Below are 17,816 nucleotides of genomic sequence, written 5' to 3'. Positions count from 1 at the left end.
GTGTACAATTCATAACTAAGTAAATATTGCTTTAAGGAAAAATAAAAACCAAGTAAGTCATTCCTTACCTGGTCTAGAATTTTTCAATTTAATTATAAAAAAACTAGCTTTCCCCTCAATGAAAGCTAGTCCAAAAATTATTATTTTTGTTCAGAAAGCCATTTAGCAACAGCGTTTACTTCGTCATCACTTTGTAGACCATTGGCTGGTTTTGCAGGCATTTGACCTTTACCCTTATTTAAAATATCTTTAATTTCACTTTCAGATAAAGTAGAACCGATTTTTGTTAAATCAGGACCCATAGCACCTGTTAAATCATTACCGTGGCAAGAAATACATTTTTCTTTTGCAATCTTTTCACCATCGGCATTAGTAGTTGTGGCTTTTTCATCTGTTGTTGTATCATTTGCTGCGTTATCAGTTGTTTTAGTATCTTCGGATGCTGCGTTATCCTTATCGTTATTACCACAAGCACCTAAAACTAAAGCTGAACCAAGTAGCAATGCAAGTAGAGCTTTTTGCATGATAGACCCTCCTATAAAATTTAATAATAACCTACGTAGTAAGTATACCAAATTCAATAATAAATTAAACCTGAATAAAACATAAAATTTGTGACCATTTTGCGCCATATAGACTATTTCAAAAGACCAATTTGTAAATTGTTATAAAATTCTAAACCTTCAATCTAGTATTTTGATAGTAATTTATCATTTAATACAGTAGGGGTTTCCCGACGTATACTACATACTATGTCAACATTGCCACAGGACGTGGCGTTTTTAGTTGACTTCAGCCTACGAATTACTACACTATTGATTTTATTTTATTAGGAAATTCGATTGGTCCATTTATTTGCAGCTTTAAAGCTTTCAAATACTTCTTCTATATTTATATTTAAATCATTTGCAATTTTATTGACGACTTCAAAATCCATTTGTTCAACAGCAACTGTTAATTGAAGGTATGGTTGCATAGATGTATCACTCCCTGATATTGTTTCTACTATTTCATCAGATAGTGGTAATTGCATTAAGATGCTTTTTATCGGTCTACGTAAAAGTGCGTCAATTAGTGAGAACATACCAATTAAAAAGTATTCGGATGTATTTCTCTTGTTATTATATTTCGCTAATAGTTCACACATTTTGGCTCTACACAATGAAGTTTTCATAAGCTCATCATATGCGCCACTAGGATTATATTTTTGAGATTCACGATATGTTAATATGTATATCCATCTTTTCAAATCTTCTAGTCCTAAATGTAAGATTGCTTGCTTAATGGAACGGATTTTAAATTTTGACCGTTTAGATGAGGAATTGATCAGCTTCATAAGTTTATATGATAATGCGATATCATGCTCTATACCTTCAGTAATCTCATCAATATCTGGTTCTTCTACACGGAGTAAAGCGATAACACGATAATATTGTAATAAGTTTGCGGGAATGTCATTTGCACGAATGATCTGTGGCTTAGTAAAAAAATAACCTTGAAATAATTTATACCCTCTTTGAATCGCATCAATATATTGTTCCATCGTTTCGACTTTTTCCGCCAGTAAAATGATATGAGGAAATAGCTTTTTTATACGATTCTCAATTTTTTCTCTTTCATCTACTGAAGATATTATAAAGTCAACTTTTATAATATCTATATAAGGAAATAAATCGTTATAAATGCTAGAATCTTCTTGCATTATAAAATCATCGAGAGCAATGCGATAACCTTTTGCTTTCAGTTCCTTTACACGCTTTATCAATCCTTTAGTTATAGGGACATCTTCTAGAATCTCAATAACTACTTGTGATGGATTCAACTGTTCCATAATGTCATTCATCAATAGATTTTCAGTAAAATTGATAAAGCAAGGTTTACCATTTGATAATTCTTCAAAACCAATTGATAAAAAGGAATTGATAATTAACTCAACCGTAGCGATATCCGAATCAATATCAGGAAATGCATTGTTTTCAATTCCATTTCTATATAATAATTCATACGAATAGACTTGTTCATTAGTATTAAAGATTGGTTGTCTTCCAATAAAGATCTCCATTTTCTTTCTCCTTCAATACACATTTACCTATATTGTATCATTTTTCTCCAAATAAATAGTGCTTAATAATGATTTATTTTATAAAACTAGTCAGATTTATCAACACCCAACTCATACTTAGATAACTAAAATGCCCCACTAGAAAGATACTCTAAAATACTCATTCTTTCAACAAAAAATGGAATTATAAAATACTGTATATTGGAGTATATTGCTATAGTTACTACGATTAACTTTATATCAAGTAATTTAGGGGGCTAACTATTGAACAGTATAATTTTCGAAAAGTCCAATCATATTGCGACCATCACATTGAATAGACCAGAAGCATTGAACGCATTTAACTACGATTTGCTTGTTGAGCTACATGAAGTTGTGGAATCTATTCGTACAGATGAAGATTTATATCTTGTTATTTTCACAGGTGCAGGTGATAAGTCCTTTAGTGTGGGTGCAGATTTAAAGGAGAGGAGAAACTTACCAGAAAGGGACGTCAAACGAAATCTCAATAAGATTGGTGCATTATTTACAGCTATAGAAAAATTACCACAACCTACTATCGCTATGCTAAATGGTTATGCTTTTGGTGGAGGAACTGAGCTTGCTCTTGCTTGTGATTTTCGTTTTGCTGCTGATGATATTCAAATGGGACTAACCGAAACAAGTCTAGCAATTATCCCTGGAGCGGGTGGCACACAAAGACTTCCTAGAATAGTAGGAGAAGCAAAAGCATTAGAACTCATTTTAACAGCAAAGAGGATAACGTCTCAAGAAGCTACACAAATTGGGCTACTTACTGATTGTTTCAGCCGGTCTCAATTATCAGATAAAGTTTTAAATTTTGCCCATCAAATACTTTCAAACGGACCGATAGCCATTCAACAAGCAAAATTTGCTATCAAAAATGGGATGAATACAGATTTAGAAACTGGTCTTCAAATTGAACGGAAATCATATGAAATCACTATTCCAACAGAAGATCGTCTAGAAGCATTGGATGCATTTGCAAAAAAAAGAAAGCCTAATTTTAAAGGGCGTTGAAACTTAAAAAAGGTGTTACAAAGACATTCTCTTTGTAACACCCAAATGAATCAATATTATTTTTCTTCTGCAAAAATTGTGCTCCACTCATCACGTTTAGCAAGCATTTCTTTTGCCAATTCTTTCGCTCCATCTAAGCTATGACTTGCAGCCCAACCACATTGAACTTCGTTGCAAGCAGGAACTTCTGTTGCCTCAAGAACATCGTTAAATGTTTTTTCAATTATATCTAGAACTTCATCATAATCTGTATGATTGATAAGCGATAAGTAAAAACCGGTTTGACATCCCATTGGACTTAAATCGACTACTTGATCTGTATGGTTACGTATATTTTCAGCCATTAAATGTTCAATAGAATGTAATGCGGGCATATTCATATGCTCTTTGTTTGGTTGTTTGAAGCGGATGTCATATTTATACACTTCATCCCCGTTGATACCTTTTTTAATGCCTGCAAGACGTACAAAAGGTGCTTGAACTTTCGTATGATCAAGGTTGAAACTCTCCACGTTCAATTTTTCCATTAGGCAAAACTCCTTTTATGTTCATATAATTTTATTTTATCATTATTTTAAATTTTTAGAATACTTTCGTTAAAAAACACCTCTGCTAATATCAAATTATTTTTGTATATTAACAAGAGATGAGTTTATATTACTTTTTAAATTTGGAACGTAAAATTCCAATAATCGCCGGTAAAATGGAAACAAATACAATGGCTAAAATAACAGTAGAAAAGTTATTTTTTACAACTGGGATATTACCGAAGAAGTAACCACTAAATACTCCAACCAATACCCATAGTAAAGCCCCAGTGACATTATACATAATGAAGTAATTATAACGCATTTTACTTGCACCGGCTATAAACGGGATGAAAGTCCGAATCACCGGCATAAAACGTGCGATGACGATCGTCTTACCACCATGTTTGTTGAAGAAGTCTTGTGCTTTTTGCATTCGTTCTTTATTCACCATGCGCCCTAAAAAGCTATCTTCAGGAATTGATTTACCTAATTTATGACCTATCTCATAATTCAAGGAATCTCCTAAAACGGCAGCCACAAAAAACACAAGCAAAGAAACCCATAAGTTTAAGGCTCCTAGCGATGCAAGTGCTCCACTTGCGAATAGCAGTGAATCACCAGGTAAGAACGGCATAATAACGACGCCTGTTTCAATAAACACAATAAGGAAGACAATTCCGTAAACCCAAGCATGATATTGGGAAACAATTTCAGTTAAGTGCACATCAATATGCATGATAAAATCAAATAATCCTTTTATAAGGTCTATCATTACTTCCACTCACATTCTATACATATTCTTATTCATGATACTGTTTATGTTATCTTCTGTCACGGTATAAATACGTAACACTCTAATTGTAACGTTAAATGCTAGATGAATGTTGCAAAATTTATGACAAGTCAGATGAACATATCATTAAAAATAGTAATCCTTCTTCGAAAACAAATCTGTATTCTTTTTAATTTTCTAAAATGGAAGATTTACAAACACCACCGCATATACATAACTTATAATGATATTCCAAATCTAGGATTTAATCATTCAGAATATTTATATTTTTAGTGGCATAAATTCGTTTTTATTATCTCTATTTTGTGTTACCATAATGAAGTTACAATTTAATTTTATAGCATCGAAGGAGTTTTTATCTATGAACAAGAAACCACAGCTCCAACGAGGTTTGGAGTCGCGACATATCACGCTAATGTCGCTCGGTGCTGCCATAGGAGTCGGATTATTTCTAGGTTCTGCAGGCGCTATTCAATTAGCTGGTCCTGCAATTTTAATCGCTTATGCCCTTGGTGGTATCGTAATTTTCATTATTATGCGTGCACTTGGTGAAATGGCGGTTGAAAACCCTGTCGCCGGATCCTTTAGTCGCTATGCTAAAGACTATTTAGGACCACTCGCAGGATTTATAACTGGATGGAACTATTGGTTTTTATGGATTGTGACATGTATGGCGGAAATAACCGCAGTCGGGATTTACATGCAATTATGGTTCCCAGGTTCACCTAAATGGATATGGGCACTTGCTGCACTTGTAATTATGACAATAGTCAATTTAATCGCAGTCAAAACATTTGGCGAATTTGAATTTTGGTTTGCCTTCATAAAAGTTTTTGCAATAATCGCAATGATTATAGTTGGATTAGGGATTATTTTATTCGGGATAGGTAATGGTGGTATAGCTATTGGCTTTAGTAATTTATGGAGTCATGGTGGATTTATGCCAAATGGTATAAAGGGTATCTTCATGTCATTACCAATTGTAATGTTCGCATATCTTGGAATTGAAATGATTGGTATTACTGCTGGTGAAGCCAAAAATCCTAAAAAGGTTATTCCTCATGCAATTGATACAGTACTTTGGCGGATATTAATATTTTATATTGGTGCTTTAACTGTAATAATGTCTATTTATCCATGGAATGAAATCAATACAAACAATAGTCCATTTGTTTTAATGTTTGATCAAATTGGACTAAGATATGCAGCAGGTATTATTAACTTTGTTGTATTAACAGCTGCATTATCAAGCTGCAACAGTGGTATATTTAGCACTGGACGAATGTTGTTTAACCTTGCTGAACAAAATCAAGCACCTGCTTTTCTTAAAAAGGTAAGCCATAATGGTCTTCCAACAGCAGCTATTATTGCTTCATCGTTTGTTCTTTTAATTGGTGTCATTTTAAATTATTTTGTAGCGGAAAAAGTATTTATGTGGGTAACCAGCATTTCAACTTTTGGTGCTATCTGGACTTGGATTATTATTTTAATCAGTCAAATGAAATTCCGTAAAACTTTATCGAAAACACAGGTTTCAAAACTTTCTTATAAAGCATATATGTATCCATTTGGCTCTTACTTCGCTATTGCGTTCCTACTTTTAGTTATTGTTCTAATGGGCGTATTTCCAGATACAAGAATTGCACTTGAAGTTGGTCCAGTTTGGATCCTCCTTTTAATTATTTTCTATTATACAAAATATAAAAAAGCTTAAATATAAGTCTATTTGTATTATGAAAAACCCGTCAATCAAAAGTGATTGACGAGTTTTTTGTATATTTAGAGTGTCTCTTTAAGCACTCTCATATTCTGTTTAAATCTCACTAAACGCGAGAAAGAGCTTGGTCTTTTAAATTACGACGTAATATTTTCCCAGTAGTATTCTTTGGTAATTCATCTAATATAATAATTTCTTTTGGACATTTATATTTTACTAAATGTTCTTTACAGAATGCATCTAATTCATCAACTGTAATAGATTTGTCCTTCAGTACTACGTATGCTAGTACTTCTTCACCTAGATTTGGATCTGGTATACCAACAACAGCCGCTTCTAATACTCCTGGATTTTTATAAAAGACTTCTTCTACCTCTCGTGGGTAAACGTTGAAGCCACCTACAATAATCAAATCCTTTTTTCGATCAACAATATAGAAATAACCATCTTCATCCATTCTTGCTAAATCGCCCGTATAAAGCCAACCACCACGAATTACCATAGCTGTCTCCTCAGGCATTTTATAATACCCCTTCATAACATTAGGTCCTCTTACAACAAGTTCACCGACTTCACCGACCGGTACTTCTTCACCTAACTCATTAAAAACTTTGTTTTCTACATTTACAATATTCGTACCAATTGAGCCAGGTTTTCGTTCACGGTCCAGTGGGTTAAAACAAGTAACTGGTGAAGCCTCAGATAGACCATATCCTTCTGATATTCTAACATTAAACTTATCCTCAAAATTATGAAGTAAAGCAACTGGCAAGGAAGATCCCCCCGAAATGGCTAAACGTAATGATTTTAAATCATCTGCATTTCCTTCCGGGAATTGATACAAGAAATTGAACATCGTTGGAACCCCAGCAAAAACAGTTGGTTGAAGTTCTCTACCAATTCTAAAAATTTCTTTTGGACTAAATTTAGGCACAATGATTAATTGCGCTGAAGTTAATAAAGGCGCATTGACAACAACCGTTAAAGCAAAAACATGAAAAATAGGTAAAGTAGTTATAATACGATCATTCTCATTGAATTGTAAATAATCAGATATATCTCTAGCATTTGAATATAGATTCTTATGTGTTAACATAGCTCCTTTTGGATGCCCTGTTGTACCTGAAGTATACAATATAATAGCTGTCTCATCATCATCAATCTCTACTGGTTTTACCACTGGCTCTGATTGAGCTAATAATTGCGTAAAAAGATGAACTTTTTCTTTCACAATTGGTGATAGCGTTTCCATTTTCTCGAATATATCTGGTTTCGTTTCGCATATTACATACGCTTTTACACTAGGAAATAATTGAACACCAGCTTCTACTAAAGGTAACAACGCATCTAAGGCAATCACGGCTTTAACATCACCATTTTGAATAATATATGTAATTTCATCTGGTGTATAAAGCGGATTAATCGGAATAGCTGTTGCACCAATTCGCATTGTTGCATATAAAGAAATTATAAAATGAGGTGTATTACCTAATAAGAAAGCAACATGATCGCCCTTATCAACCCCTAATTCTTTTAATGCAGTTGCCATTTTTGAAACAGAATTTTCAAATTCTGAGTAAGTAGTATCTTTTCCCCCAAAATGATAAGCTACTTTGTCTGCTTGTTCTATAGATGTCTTATAAACCGCTGAAACTAAATTCATATTCTCAACCCCTTTGTAAGAATAAAATGAACGGTAATTCATTCCCCATCCATATCTATTATATAGAAGTTGAAAAAATAAAACAACAGACATTCTATTTTTCGCTAACTGTTGTTAGTATTTTTCTATTTTTTGATGTTATTTTGTTTTTAACATATTTATCTTAAAGCCCTTATATAGAGTGAATTCTCTAAATTAAATAGCTCTTATATGCGACAAATATCGCCATCGAATTAGATAAAAATAACATAATTGCATACATGAGATGCCTGCTAGCACGAGGAATATCTCTCTTATAATCGATAAATCCGCAATTCCTTTCCAGAATACTTGTAATGCCATAAATGCAAATGTGCTATGAAACATCGCTAATCCCCATGGCATAAAGAACTGTGGAATCAGTTGACTATTTACTATTTTACGTAACTCTTTATCGGTAATGCCCATTCTACGTAATGCGTCAAATTGCTTTTTATCTTCTTCTAAGCCCGTATAAAGTTTAAAGTATATAAAGCTCCCTGATGCTAGGAAAAATACTGTAGCCGCTAATAATCCGATAAACAACAATAACGCAAACGTTGAGCGTATAAAAGAATAATCCAACCCTGAGTTTTCAAAATAGAAAGGCAAGTCATTTTCATGATTAGTCATATATGCTTCTGTCATTAAGGCGTCTAGGTTTTGACCGATATCTTTTGTTTCTGTCCATTCAGGTACTGAAAAAACAAAAATATGATTCGTGGATTGGTTTGCATTTGCACCTACCATTGGTTCTTTGATTAAACGAAAATCTTCATCGCTAACTACGATGACATTTGTTCCAAGCTCTGTAGGTGAGAATAATACTTTTGGATACACCTTATTTATCGTTAAAGGAATACTATTTTCTTGTAAAACTGTTTCAACATTTTTCTTTTTTAACATATCAATAGAATCCATTGAATAAGGTAGGAACATCGCTTCACCTGGTTTTAAGTTAACGACCGGATAACTATATAAAAGAGCTAGTCTATTAATATCTGATTGCGTCAATATTTTTACGGTCTTTTGAGTATTTGACGATGTTTGTCTTTTTACATCGAATTTATTGAGGTGATAACTTAACCCCTTATCCTCTAATTCCTCGATTAATCCAGATACATGCGTTTTTTCATATGGGTTATCTATTTTGCTAGAATACACCATTCCCAATGGATTTAATTGATGATACTGGTGTGTAAATGTGGACATTGAACTTAAGGAGCCGACTGCCAAAAAAGCTAGTGTAGAAACCATACATGAGATAAAGAACATTCTCGAATTTTCTCGCATAATCGACGAAATTTTGGCCAATGAGATAATCCGATATTTATGCCAATACCATTTTCGATGTCTACGTATTCGTGACAATATAAAAGGTACAGAATCTGTAAAGAATAGATATGTACCAATCATTGCAAAGGGAGGTGTTAAAGAAACAAATACAATAAGATAGGCTTTATTAATATTGGCTGCCATTACATACGCCATAGTTAATAACAATAAGCCTGCAATCCCTCTCCAAACGGAATACTTTGCAATCTGTTCATTACGCCAATATCCTCTCAAAAGATTCACCAAATTATTATCCTTGATGAACATAACACTAAAAGATGAAATAATCACAAATAGACTTGTGAATGTACCAATTGTTAACGCAAAGGGCTTCCAAGAAAAATACAATGGTAAACTATCAATTTGCAAAATTTCTCTGACAATCATAAAGAAAAATTTAGAAAAAGCATAACCAAAAACTATTCCAACAATGATAGCAGCAATTCCAATAATCATTGTTTCAAATAGAATTAGCTTATTGAGTTTTCTTTTCTCAATCCCTAATTGTAGTAATATCCCAAACTCTTTTGAACGAGCTTCTAAAAAAGCCCGCATAGAATAAAACAAGAAAAACAATGTGAACAGCACTAAAATAACTTCTGCACCGAACATCCCTTGAAAGGCAATTTCCCGGAGAAATTCATCTTCAACTTTTGGATGAAACATTAACATGGAATAGATAAAAAATACCATAACCGATGAAACACTTGATAGAAAGAAAGCTGCATAAACACGCTGATTTCTTATTACATTACGGAAGGCGAACTGTCGAAAAGTCACCGACATGACCCCCTAATAAGCTCAACACATTTAAAATAGCTTGAAAAAAAGTTTGGCGATGGTTATCTTTATATATTTCATTAAAATACTCTCCATCTTTGATAAAAAGAACCCGGTCACAATAACTTGCTGCAATAGGATCATGAGTCACCATCACGATTGTTGTGTTTTCGTGCTTGTTAATACGTCTAAGTAATTCTAATACATCTTTTGAAGACTTAGAATCTAAATTTCCTGTTGGCTCATCTGCTAATAGAAGTGATGGCTTATGAATAATGGCTCTCCCAATAGCTGTCTTTTGTGCTTGACCACCCGAAATTTCATTTGGACGCTTTTCGAGTATCTTTTCAAGTCCTAATTGTTCTGTAACATATTGAAGTCTCGTTTCCATTGTTTCAAGATTTTGATCATCAAGCGTTAACGGTAATACAATATTTTCTTCTACGGTTAACATCTGAAGTAAATTAAAATCTTGAAAAACAAACCCTAGTTGGCGTCTTCTAAAATAAGCTAAATCATTTTTCTTCAACTTATGAGGTTTTATGTCATTGACGATAATCTCACCTGATGTTGGTGTATCAATAGTAGAAATCATATTTAGAAGCGTTGTTTTTCCACTTCCCGATGGTCCCATCACTGCTAGAAATTCACCATTTTCCACTTCGAAGCTAAGTTGATTGACCGCGCGATGTGTAACTTTACCTTCATATACTTTCGTTACATCCTGAATTTTTAAAATTGACATATACGTTTACCTCAATTCTATTATGAATGCTGGAAGTGAACACGTATGGTTGTACCTCTTCCTACCTCTGAATCTATTTCTAGTTGATGCCCTAACTTATCACAAACCTCTTTTGCCAAATATAGACCCATCCCCGTAGATTCGGCTGTTTTCCGACCATTTTCACCAGTAAAGAATGCTTTCGTTACACGTTTTAAATCTGAAGGTGGTATTCCAATACCCTCATCTCTAATGGTTAAAATAATTTGTGTGTCATTAACTTCTGCAGATAAATACAGCTTTTTTCCATCTTCAAAAGTATATTTTACTGCGTTGGTGATAAATTGGCCGATGATAAACTTCATCCATTTCGGATCAGTTGGGACGATACAATCCTCAGCGATATCAATATTAGGGTATACATGATTTGTGATAAATAATCTTTTATTTTCATTTACGATTGAGCTTACCAATGGGCGAAGAGCAACCTGCTCAATTTTCATATCCTCTTCAAAAGTATCTAGACGTGCATTCATCAAAACGGTTTCCAGACCATGTTTTAGTCTATCTACTTCCTCTTGAACACTAACCTTATCTAACTCTCCATCTTCTTGCAAAAGTAGTTCCAAAACACTAATTGGTGTTTTCATCTGATGTACCCACTGATTCATAAATTGAAGATGACGATTTTGTTGAGCATATAAAGCTTGTGCTTCTAATTCATAAATTTTGTATAGTTCATGAATATATTCTTCTGCAGCAATATTTGCTGGGGTTTTTGCGTTTTTTTGTAATGCGTCTTCCATAGAATGAGGTAGTTGAAGGATCTTATTATAGAAAGAGCGGCGCATAATATACCTTGTACATAAAAAAGTTACGGTTAAGATTAACGAGATAATGATAGAATAAATAGCTGTATCAATATTACGAAAACCATCTAACCAATATAATAGTAGGATAAATAACACCAGCAATATATCAAATATGACATAGCCAACATGCTCCTTTAGAAAAAGTTTTATAGAATCCATGATTATTGCTCCTCTTCACATAAAACAAATCGATAACCTGCACCACGCACTGTTTCAATAGTAGATAGCACATGATAATCCGAAAGCTTTTTTCTCACCCTTGTCATATTAACGTTCAAAGTATTTTCATCAACAAAAGCTTGATCATCCCATAATTCTTCTAATAATTTTTCTCTAGAGACTACCTTTGGGGCTTGTCCCATTAACAATTCTAAAATGACACATTCTTTTTTTTGAAGTGGAATTTGTGCATTCTTTGTATGCAACTCCATACGTTCCAAAAATAGTTGTAATTGACCAAGCTTTATCGTTCTTTCCTCTTGCTTCATCGCATATTCTCCATACGATCTTCTTAAATGACTTTTAATCTTCGCTAGGACAATTTCATAGTTAAATGGCTTCGTGATAAAATCATCTCCACCATTTTCTAATGCAAAAATTTGATCCATTTCCCCTGCTCTTGCTGAAATGAATATTATTGGGCAGGTCGTTAACTGTCTAAGCTGGCGACACCAGTAATAGCCATCAAATGAAGGTAAGTTAATATCAAGCAAAACAAGATGTGGATTGAACGCTTTAAAATCATTTAGAATGTTATCAAAAGATTCCACGGCATTTACATCATAGTGATACTTTCGTAATGTATCTGCTAATAATGATGCAATTTTCACATCATCTTCCACGATTAAAATTCGATGTGTACTCATTATTCTCCCCTCCATCTTATTTTTCATATCTATAAAATTAATAGATTAATTTAATAAATTCTTCTTTTGAAACTCCTCCAAAGTACTTAGGTATATCAATATTTTCAAGTGCTTTTGAAATCTCATGAGGTTCATACTTTTTACCATTAAGAACTTCTTCTATGTCTTTCATTTCACCGACACCAAAGAAATCACCAAAGATATGCACTTGTTCCATAATACCTTTTTTTACTTGTAAACGTAAATCGATAAAACCAGAAGGGAATTTCTTAGTTCGTTGAATATTAAACTTAGGTGATTGCCCATAATTCCAATCCCATTGTTGATAACGCTCTTCTGATAATTTATAAATATTATCCCAATCATCTTTTGTTAGTTCATAATATTGAATATTTTCTTCTCCACCGAATATCGATTTTAGTATTTCCATTCTAAATTCTTCGATTGTTATTGGATTTTCCATAAAATCAGCAATATTAGCGACGCGTGAACGAACAGATTTAATACCTTTCGATTCGATCTTCTCTTTTTTAACTTTTAAGGCAGATACAACATGATCAATATTTGTATTGTACATTAATGTACCGTGGCTGAACATACGGCCCTTTGTTGAGAACATTGCGTTTCCTGAGATTTTACGACCTTCTGCTAGGATATCATTACGACCAGAAAGTTCAGATTTAATACCGAGCTTTTTCATAGCATCTACAACTGGCTGAGTGAACTTTTTAAAGTTTTGGAACGATTCTCCGTCATCTTTTGTTAAGAAGCTAAAATTCAAATTACCAAGATCATGATAAACTGCTCCACCACCAGATAATCGACGAACTACAATGATATTATTTTCTTCAACGTAATCAGTGTTAATCTCTTCAATTGTATTTTGATTTCTTCCAATAATAATTGAGGGTTGGTTAATATAAAACAGTAAAAATGAATCCTTTTCTACATCCATTGTCTTTAATGCGTATTCTTCTATTGCAAGGTTAATACGTGGATCGTTGATTCCTTTATTATCGATAAAATACATGCTCGTCACTCCTTCAATATATTCATAAATTATTTTAACTTAAATTTGGAATTTTGTATTGACATTTACCTTTCTGTTATAATACAATACTTAATAACGAAACAGTAATATAACAGAATTTTAAAGGAGGGGACTTTCAATGTTAGAAAATGTTGTTGAATTTTTCAAAAACTTACCTGATAAACATTGTTCAGAATGTGGAGAAAAAATTGAAGAACAAAGCGAGTGCTATACTAACACTTGTGAACATTGCAATAACCTTTAATAGTTTATATTACTTACTAGACTAAACGTCTCCCAAGATTCGTTTAGTAATCGCTCACTCCTCATCACTGTCTGAACCGCAGATGATGAACTTATAAGTAAACCGCTTACGAAAAAAGCGTAAAGAGCCCGAACCCCTCTTTACGCTTTTTTATTAATCTTTGATATATTCATATTTTAAAAAGGCCAAGGACTATTCCCTGGCCTTTTATATTGATCTATTCTGCAGTAGCTTCTTTTGAATGGCGTTTTGCAAATAATAATGCAAAAAATCCAAACGTAATTGCTAAGAAAGCAACCAAATATGTTAACAAAATCGCGATATTAAATCCGAAAAAGCCCATATCTCCAGTTGAAATAGCCGCCTTGAAGCCTTGAACTGTATATGTCATCGGTAAGATTTTGTTAAATACATGCAACGCTTTTGGTACTAATTCTAACGGGAATGTACCAGCACTTGTTGTAAGTTGAAGAATAAGGACAATAATTGCTAAGAATCGTCCAGGATCTCCTAAAATAGTAACAAGCATTTGTATTAAAGCTAAGAAAACATAACTTGTTATTAAAGATAACAAGATAAACGCACCAATATTGGCCATTTCAATTTTTAATACAAATAATGATATTAATACTACGATTATAGATTGGAAGAAACCAACTACAGCTAAAATAACTGTTTTACTAGCAAACCATGAGAAGCCATTTTTTGGTTTGATAGCTGGTTCTACTAATGGGAAAACAATTGAAATTAGTAATGCACCAACAAATAATCCTAGTGAAATAAAGTAAGGGGCAAAACCTGTTCCATAGTTTGGAACTTTATTTACTTCTTGTTTATCTACATCAACTGGTTCGCCAACCATATCATATGTTTTTTGAGATGCATGAACACTTGAAGCAGTTTGATGAGCATCAGCAAGTTTATCTTGTAGTGTTCCTGCCCCATCTTTTAATTTAGTGGTACCATCTGCAAGTTGTTGCGATCCGTCAGAAAGTTTTCCTGCACCACTTACTAAAGATTGTGTTCCATTACTTAATGTATTTAAACCGTTTGCTAATTTACCTGAGCCGGCTTGTAGTTGACCCATTCCATTTACTAATGATTGTGTACCATTACTTAATGTACCCAAACCAGCAGTTAATTTTCCTGAGCCTGTTTGTAATTGACCAAGTCCATCAGTAAGCGATTGTGTTCCGTTACTTAATGTGCCCAAACCAGCAGTTAGTTTTCCTGAGCCTGTTTGTAATTGACCAAGTCCATTATTAAGTGAAGCTATCCCTGTATTTAGTTGGCCAGCTCCTGCATCTAATTTTTTAGCACCTTCTACTGAACTACTCCAATTTGAAGCGAGCTTATCTGTTCCTGCTGCTAATTGTTTTGTACCTGGCGCTAACTCTTTGCTTACTTTCTCATTCATCTGGTCTAAACCAGCTGAAACTTGTGCAGCACCTTCTTTTAATGCAGTTAAATCTCCTGTAGTTGGTGCATTCATTTTCGAAACTTTATCGTTTAGTGCAGTCGTTCCTGCACTTAGATTACTTGCACCTGTTTTTGCTGTAGTTGCTCCCGCTTTAAGAGTATTTGCTGTAGCTAATAATTGGTTCTTTTGCTCATCAGTTAAGCCTAAAGAATTAATCTGTTGGATTAGTTTTTCTGTACCTGCTTCTAATTCGGCTGTACCTGTTGCTAAATTAGCTGCTCCACTATTTAAATCTGATACACCTGTTTTTAAAGAGGCAACTTGTGTAGGCATTTCTCCTAAGCCTGTCACTAACTGTGATACGCCATTTGATACATTGCTGGCACCTGGAGCTAATTTAGCTAATCCAGTACTCAATGTACCAATACCTGTATTCACTTGTTGTGCTCCATCATTTAAAGCATTGATATTAGCTGTATTGCCTTCTAGACCTGAAACTAAAGTTTCGGTTCCTTTTTTCAAATCAGATGAACCTGTTTGTAATTGACCTGATCCATCTTTTGCTGAGGTGATACCATTATTTAATTCATTTGATCCTTTTGCTGCGGATTTTGCCCCATTATTTAATTGGGTTGCTCCATTTGCTGCTGAATCAATTCCATTCTTTAAATCATTAGAGCCTTTTGCTGCAGATTTTGTTCCATCATTTAATTGGGTTGCTCCATTTGCTGCTGAATCAATTCCATTTTTCAAGTCACTCGATCCATTCGCTGCAGACTTTGCTCCATCGGCTAACTGAGTTGCTCCATCTTTTGCAGTTTGAAGCCCATCATTTAATTGGTTGGCGCCTTTATTTAATTTGCCCGCTCCATTTTCTAATTTACCTGCTCCATCTGCAGCTTCTCCGAAACCGTTACCCATTTTTTTGATATTCGCAAACAACGTTTTCGCATAAGTTGCTGAGACTTGCTTATTTACCTCTTTACGAACTAATTCTAAAGCCGTATTACCAATTTGTCCGCCTAAGAAGTTATAGCCTTCATTTGGCTTATATATTATTTTCATTTGTTCAGGATCATCCTCTAAGATTGAACCTGCATTCTTTGAAAAGTCTTTTGGAATAACAACTTCCATATAATAATCGCGATTTTTTAATCCCTTATTCCCTTGTTCTTGGGTAGTCTCCGTGAACTTAAACTTTTTACTATCAATTAAATTTTCTGTAAGGTCATTTCCTAGATGCTTTGTCTTGCCATCAATTGTTGCACCTTCATCATTATTTACGATAGCAACTGGTAAATCCTCTAAATTTGCATATGGATCCCAAAATGCCCATAAGAACATACCAGCATATAGAACAGGGACAAATAAAACAGCAATTATAGCAACTAAAACTTTTCTAGAATGAAAAATTTTACTCCATTCTGCTTTAATCACAATTTACTCCTCCTAAAACTGACTGACCAATATTCTCATTTGGTCATTTTATTGCAAAAAGAATCTCATGGTAAGAGACCTTTAAAGATAGTATCTCGAAACAATGTTGCGATTCTTTCTTCGGATAATTCCGAATCATGTGTTTCGCCCCAATCTGCGACTAGACCAATATAAGATTTAAATAATAGAAAGGCTACAAGTTCCGAATCACATGGACACAATTCTTTTTTATCTACAGCAATATTTATCTTTTCCGAAATGTAGGAGACAATTTCTTTTTCGATACGAATTAGCATTGTTTGAACAGTTGGAGTTCGAAGCTCTTTTTCTTCTTCTACTAACTTTGCATATAGTTGATGTACTTCTCTAAATTGCAAGATTTTCATTAAAACATTATGTGCATTTTCTTGAAATGGACGGCTTGTTTCAATTTCCTGTTCGGCCGCTAATTTCATCTCCAAAATTAGTTTTACTACAATCTCTTGAAAAAGTATTTCTTTATTTTCGAAAAAAGTATAAATCGTACCTTTTCCTACATTCGCAATTTTCGCCACTTGATCCATGGTTGTTGCTTTATATCCAAATAGTGAAAAGGATTTGGATGCTGCTTCAAGAATCTCTTGTCTCCTATCCATATGGTTTCTTACCTACTTTCTGCTTACATAAAATGACCAGAAAACATTTTCGGTCATCTGGTCATTAATTTTACACTTATTAATTTTTAGTTGCAAGACATTTTAATAAATACTAAATCTTCCTCGAATATAGATTAATGGTCTTCGCTTGAAGAATCATTCATATCCATATTCATACTTCCATCGTCATTATCCTCTTTTACTTTACTCATATCAGGATTGCCAGCTACAATTTTTTGTTTAGGCATTGTGTGTAAACCGCGAGCTGTGGTGTGAGCATACATATAATAGACACCATCATGATCGAATTTTGTCGTTGCTTTGTATATGCCGTCTTTATCTAATTTACCTTCAAGCATTTGTCCATTATCTCTATTACCTGATTCCCAAACTTCAAATTTCACTTCATCAGCATCGTCTACATTTTCTCCACCTTGAGTAACATGAGCGGCTAATTCAACATCCTTTCCAACTTTTACTTTTTCAGGTGTTTGAATAGCTACTTTTACTTCTACTGTTGTTCCTTCGTTATGTGATGTAGAATCATCTGTCTTTGAACTATTTGCATTGTTACAGCCAACAAGTACACCAGCTATTACAGCTAAACTTATTAGTAGTTTTTTCATCA

The 17,816-nt window shown here is 33.7% G+C and carries 16 protein-coding genes; 3 read left to right on the top strand and 13 right to left on the bottom strand.

What is annotated here, in order from left to right; all coding sequences use genetic code 11:
• Positions 1 to 140: 140 nt before the first annotated feature.
• Both cccB and CW357_RS08480 read right to left on the bottom strand, forming a co-directional pair.
• Positions 141 to 524 (bottom strand): cytochrome c551, encoded by a 384-nt coding sequence (cccB, locus tag CW357_RS08485; RefSeq protein ID WP_119414594.1) that lies wholly within the window; start codon positions 522 to 524, stop codon positions 141 to 143.
• Positions 525 to 829: 305 nt separating this feature from the next.
• Complete coding sequence (locus tag CW357_RS08480; RefSeq protein ID WP_119414593.1) at positions 830 to 2,062, bottom strand: EAL and HDOD domain-containing protein; 1,233 nt, start codon at positions 2,060 to 2,062, stop codon at positions 830 to 832.
• 264 nt (positions 2,063 to 2,326) lie between these two features.
• On the opposite strand from CW357_RS08480, the gene CW357_RS08475 reads away from it, so the two are divergent.
• Positions 2,327 to 3,103, top strand: a complete 777-nt coding sequence (locus CW357_RS08475) for an enoyl-CoA hydratase-related protein (protein WP_124217799.1) — start codon at positions 2,327 to 2,329, stop codon at positions 3,101 to 3,103.
• 56 nt (positions 3,104 to 3,159) lie between these two features.
• On the opposite strand, the gene CW357_RS08470 is transcribed toward CW357_RS08475, so the two are convergent.
• A complete protein-coding gene (locus tag CW357_RS08470; protein WP_119414591.1) occupies positions 3,160 to 3,630 on the bottom strand; it encodes an S-ribosylhomocysteine lyase in 471 nt (156 codons plus the stop codon).
• Positions 3,631 to 3,760: 130 nt separating this feature from the next.
• Positions 3,761 to 4,402: a DedA family protein gene (locus tag CW357_RS08465; RefSeq protein ID WP_241155063.1), complete on the bottom strand. Its 642-nt coding sequence runs from the start codon at positions 4,400 to 4,402 to the stop codon at positions 3,761 to 3,763.
• Positions 4,403 to 4,787: 385 nt separating this feature from the next.
• On the opposite strand from CW357_RS08465, the gene CW357_RS08460 reads away from it, so the two are divergent.
• Positions 4,788 to 6,140, top strand: a complete 1,353-nt coding sequence (locus CW357_RS08460; protein ID WP_119414589.1) for an amino acid permease — start codon at positions 4,788 to 4,790, stop codon at positions 6,138 to 6,140.
• A gap of 109 nt (positions 6,141 to 6,249) precedes the next feature.
• Here the strand turns inward: CW357_RS08460 and CW357_RS08455 are convergent, their stop codons facing one another.
• From CW357_RS08455 to CW357_RS08430, 6 genes are all read right to left on the bottom strand, one after another.
• The gene (locus CW357_RS08455; RefSeq protein WP_124217797.1) at positions 6,250 to 7,806 is read right to left on the bottom strand and encodes a fatty acid--CoA ligase family protein; all 1,557 of its coding nucleotides are present in this window, start codon (positions 7,804 to 7,806) and stop codon (positions 6,250 to 6,252) included.
• 195 nt (positions 7,807 to 8,001) lie between these two features.
• On the bottom strand, positions 8,002 to 9,939 hold the full coding sequence (locus tag CW357_RS08450) for an ABC transporter permease (RefSeq protein ID WP_119414587.1): 1,938 nt from the start codon (positions 9,937 to 9,939) through the stop codon (positions 8,002 to 8,004).
• A complete protein-coding gene (locus CW357_RS08445) occupies positions 9,911 to 10,684 on the bottom strand; it encodes an ABC transporter ATP-binding protein (RefSeq protein WP_119414586.1) in 774 nt (257 codons plus the stop codon). Before CW357_RS08445 ends, CW357_RS08450 begins: the two co-directional genes overlap by 29 nt.
• A gap of 20 nt (positions 10,685 to 10,704) precedes the next feature.
• Positions 10,705 to 11,694 carry a sensor histidine kinase gene (locus CW357_RS08440; protein WP_119414585.1) on the bottom strand — a complete coding sequence of 330 codons (990 nt, stop codon included), beginning with the start codon at positions 11,692 to 11,694 and terminating at the stop codon, positions 10,705 to 10,707.
• A gap of 2 nt (positions 11,695 to 11,696) precedes the next feature.
• Positions 11,697 to 12,401, bottom strand: coding sequence for a response regulator transcription factor (locus CW357_RS08435; protein ID WP_124217796.1), 705 nt, complete (start codon positions 12,399 to 12,401; stop codon positions 11,697 to 11,699).
• 37 nt (positions 12,402 to 12,438) lie between these two features.
• Positions 12,439 to 13,431 (bottom strand): lipoate--protein ligase, encoded by a 993-nt coding sequence (locus CW357_RS08430; protein WP_124217795.1) that lies wholly within the window; start codon positions 13,429 to 13,431, stop codon positions 12,439 to 12,441.
• Between the two features lie 139 nt (positions 13,432 to 13,570).
• Between CW357_RS08430 and yhfH the strand changes: the two genes are divergently transcribed.
• Entirely contained in the window at positions 13,571 to 13,696 is a 126-nt protein-coding gene (yhfH, locus tag CW357_RS08425) for a protein YhfH (protein ID WP_124217794.1), read from the top strand.
• Between the two features lie 217 nt (positions 13,697 to 13,913).
• Here the strand turns inward: yhfH and CW357_RS08420 are convergent, their stop codons facing one another.
• The 3 genes from CW357_RS08420 to CW357_RS08410 form a co-directional block, all read right to left on the bottom strand.
• Complete coding sequence (locus CW357_RS08420; RefSeq protein ID WP_124217793.1) at positions 13,914 to 16,553, bottom strand: YhgE/Pip domain-containing protein; 2,640 nt, start codon at positions 16,551 to 16,553, stop codon at positions 13,914 to 13,916.
• Between the two features lie 65 nt (positions 16,554 to 16,618).
• Complete coding sequence (locus CW357_RS08415; protein WP_124217792.1) at positions 16,619 to 17,188, bottom strand: TetR/AcrR family transcriptional regulator; 570 nt, start codon at positions 17,186 to 17,188, stop codon at positions 16,619 to 16,621.
• Positions 17,189 to 17,322: 134 nt separating this feature from the next.
• Entirely contained in the window at positions 17,323 to 17,814 is a 492-nt protein-coding gene (locus CW357_RS08410) for a FixH family protein (RefSeq protein ID WP_124217791.1), read from the bottom strand.
• Positions 17,815 to 17,816: the final 2 nt, after the last annotated feature.

The organism is Rummeliibacillus sp. TYF005, from assembly GCF_003844195.1.
Classification (GTDB): Bacteria; Bacillota; Bacilli; order Bacillales_A; family Planococcaceae; genus Rummeliibacillus.
The sequence above is the reverse complement of the archived record's forward strand: the minus strand, read 5'-3'. Positions and strand labels throughout refer to the sequence as shown.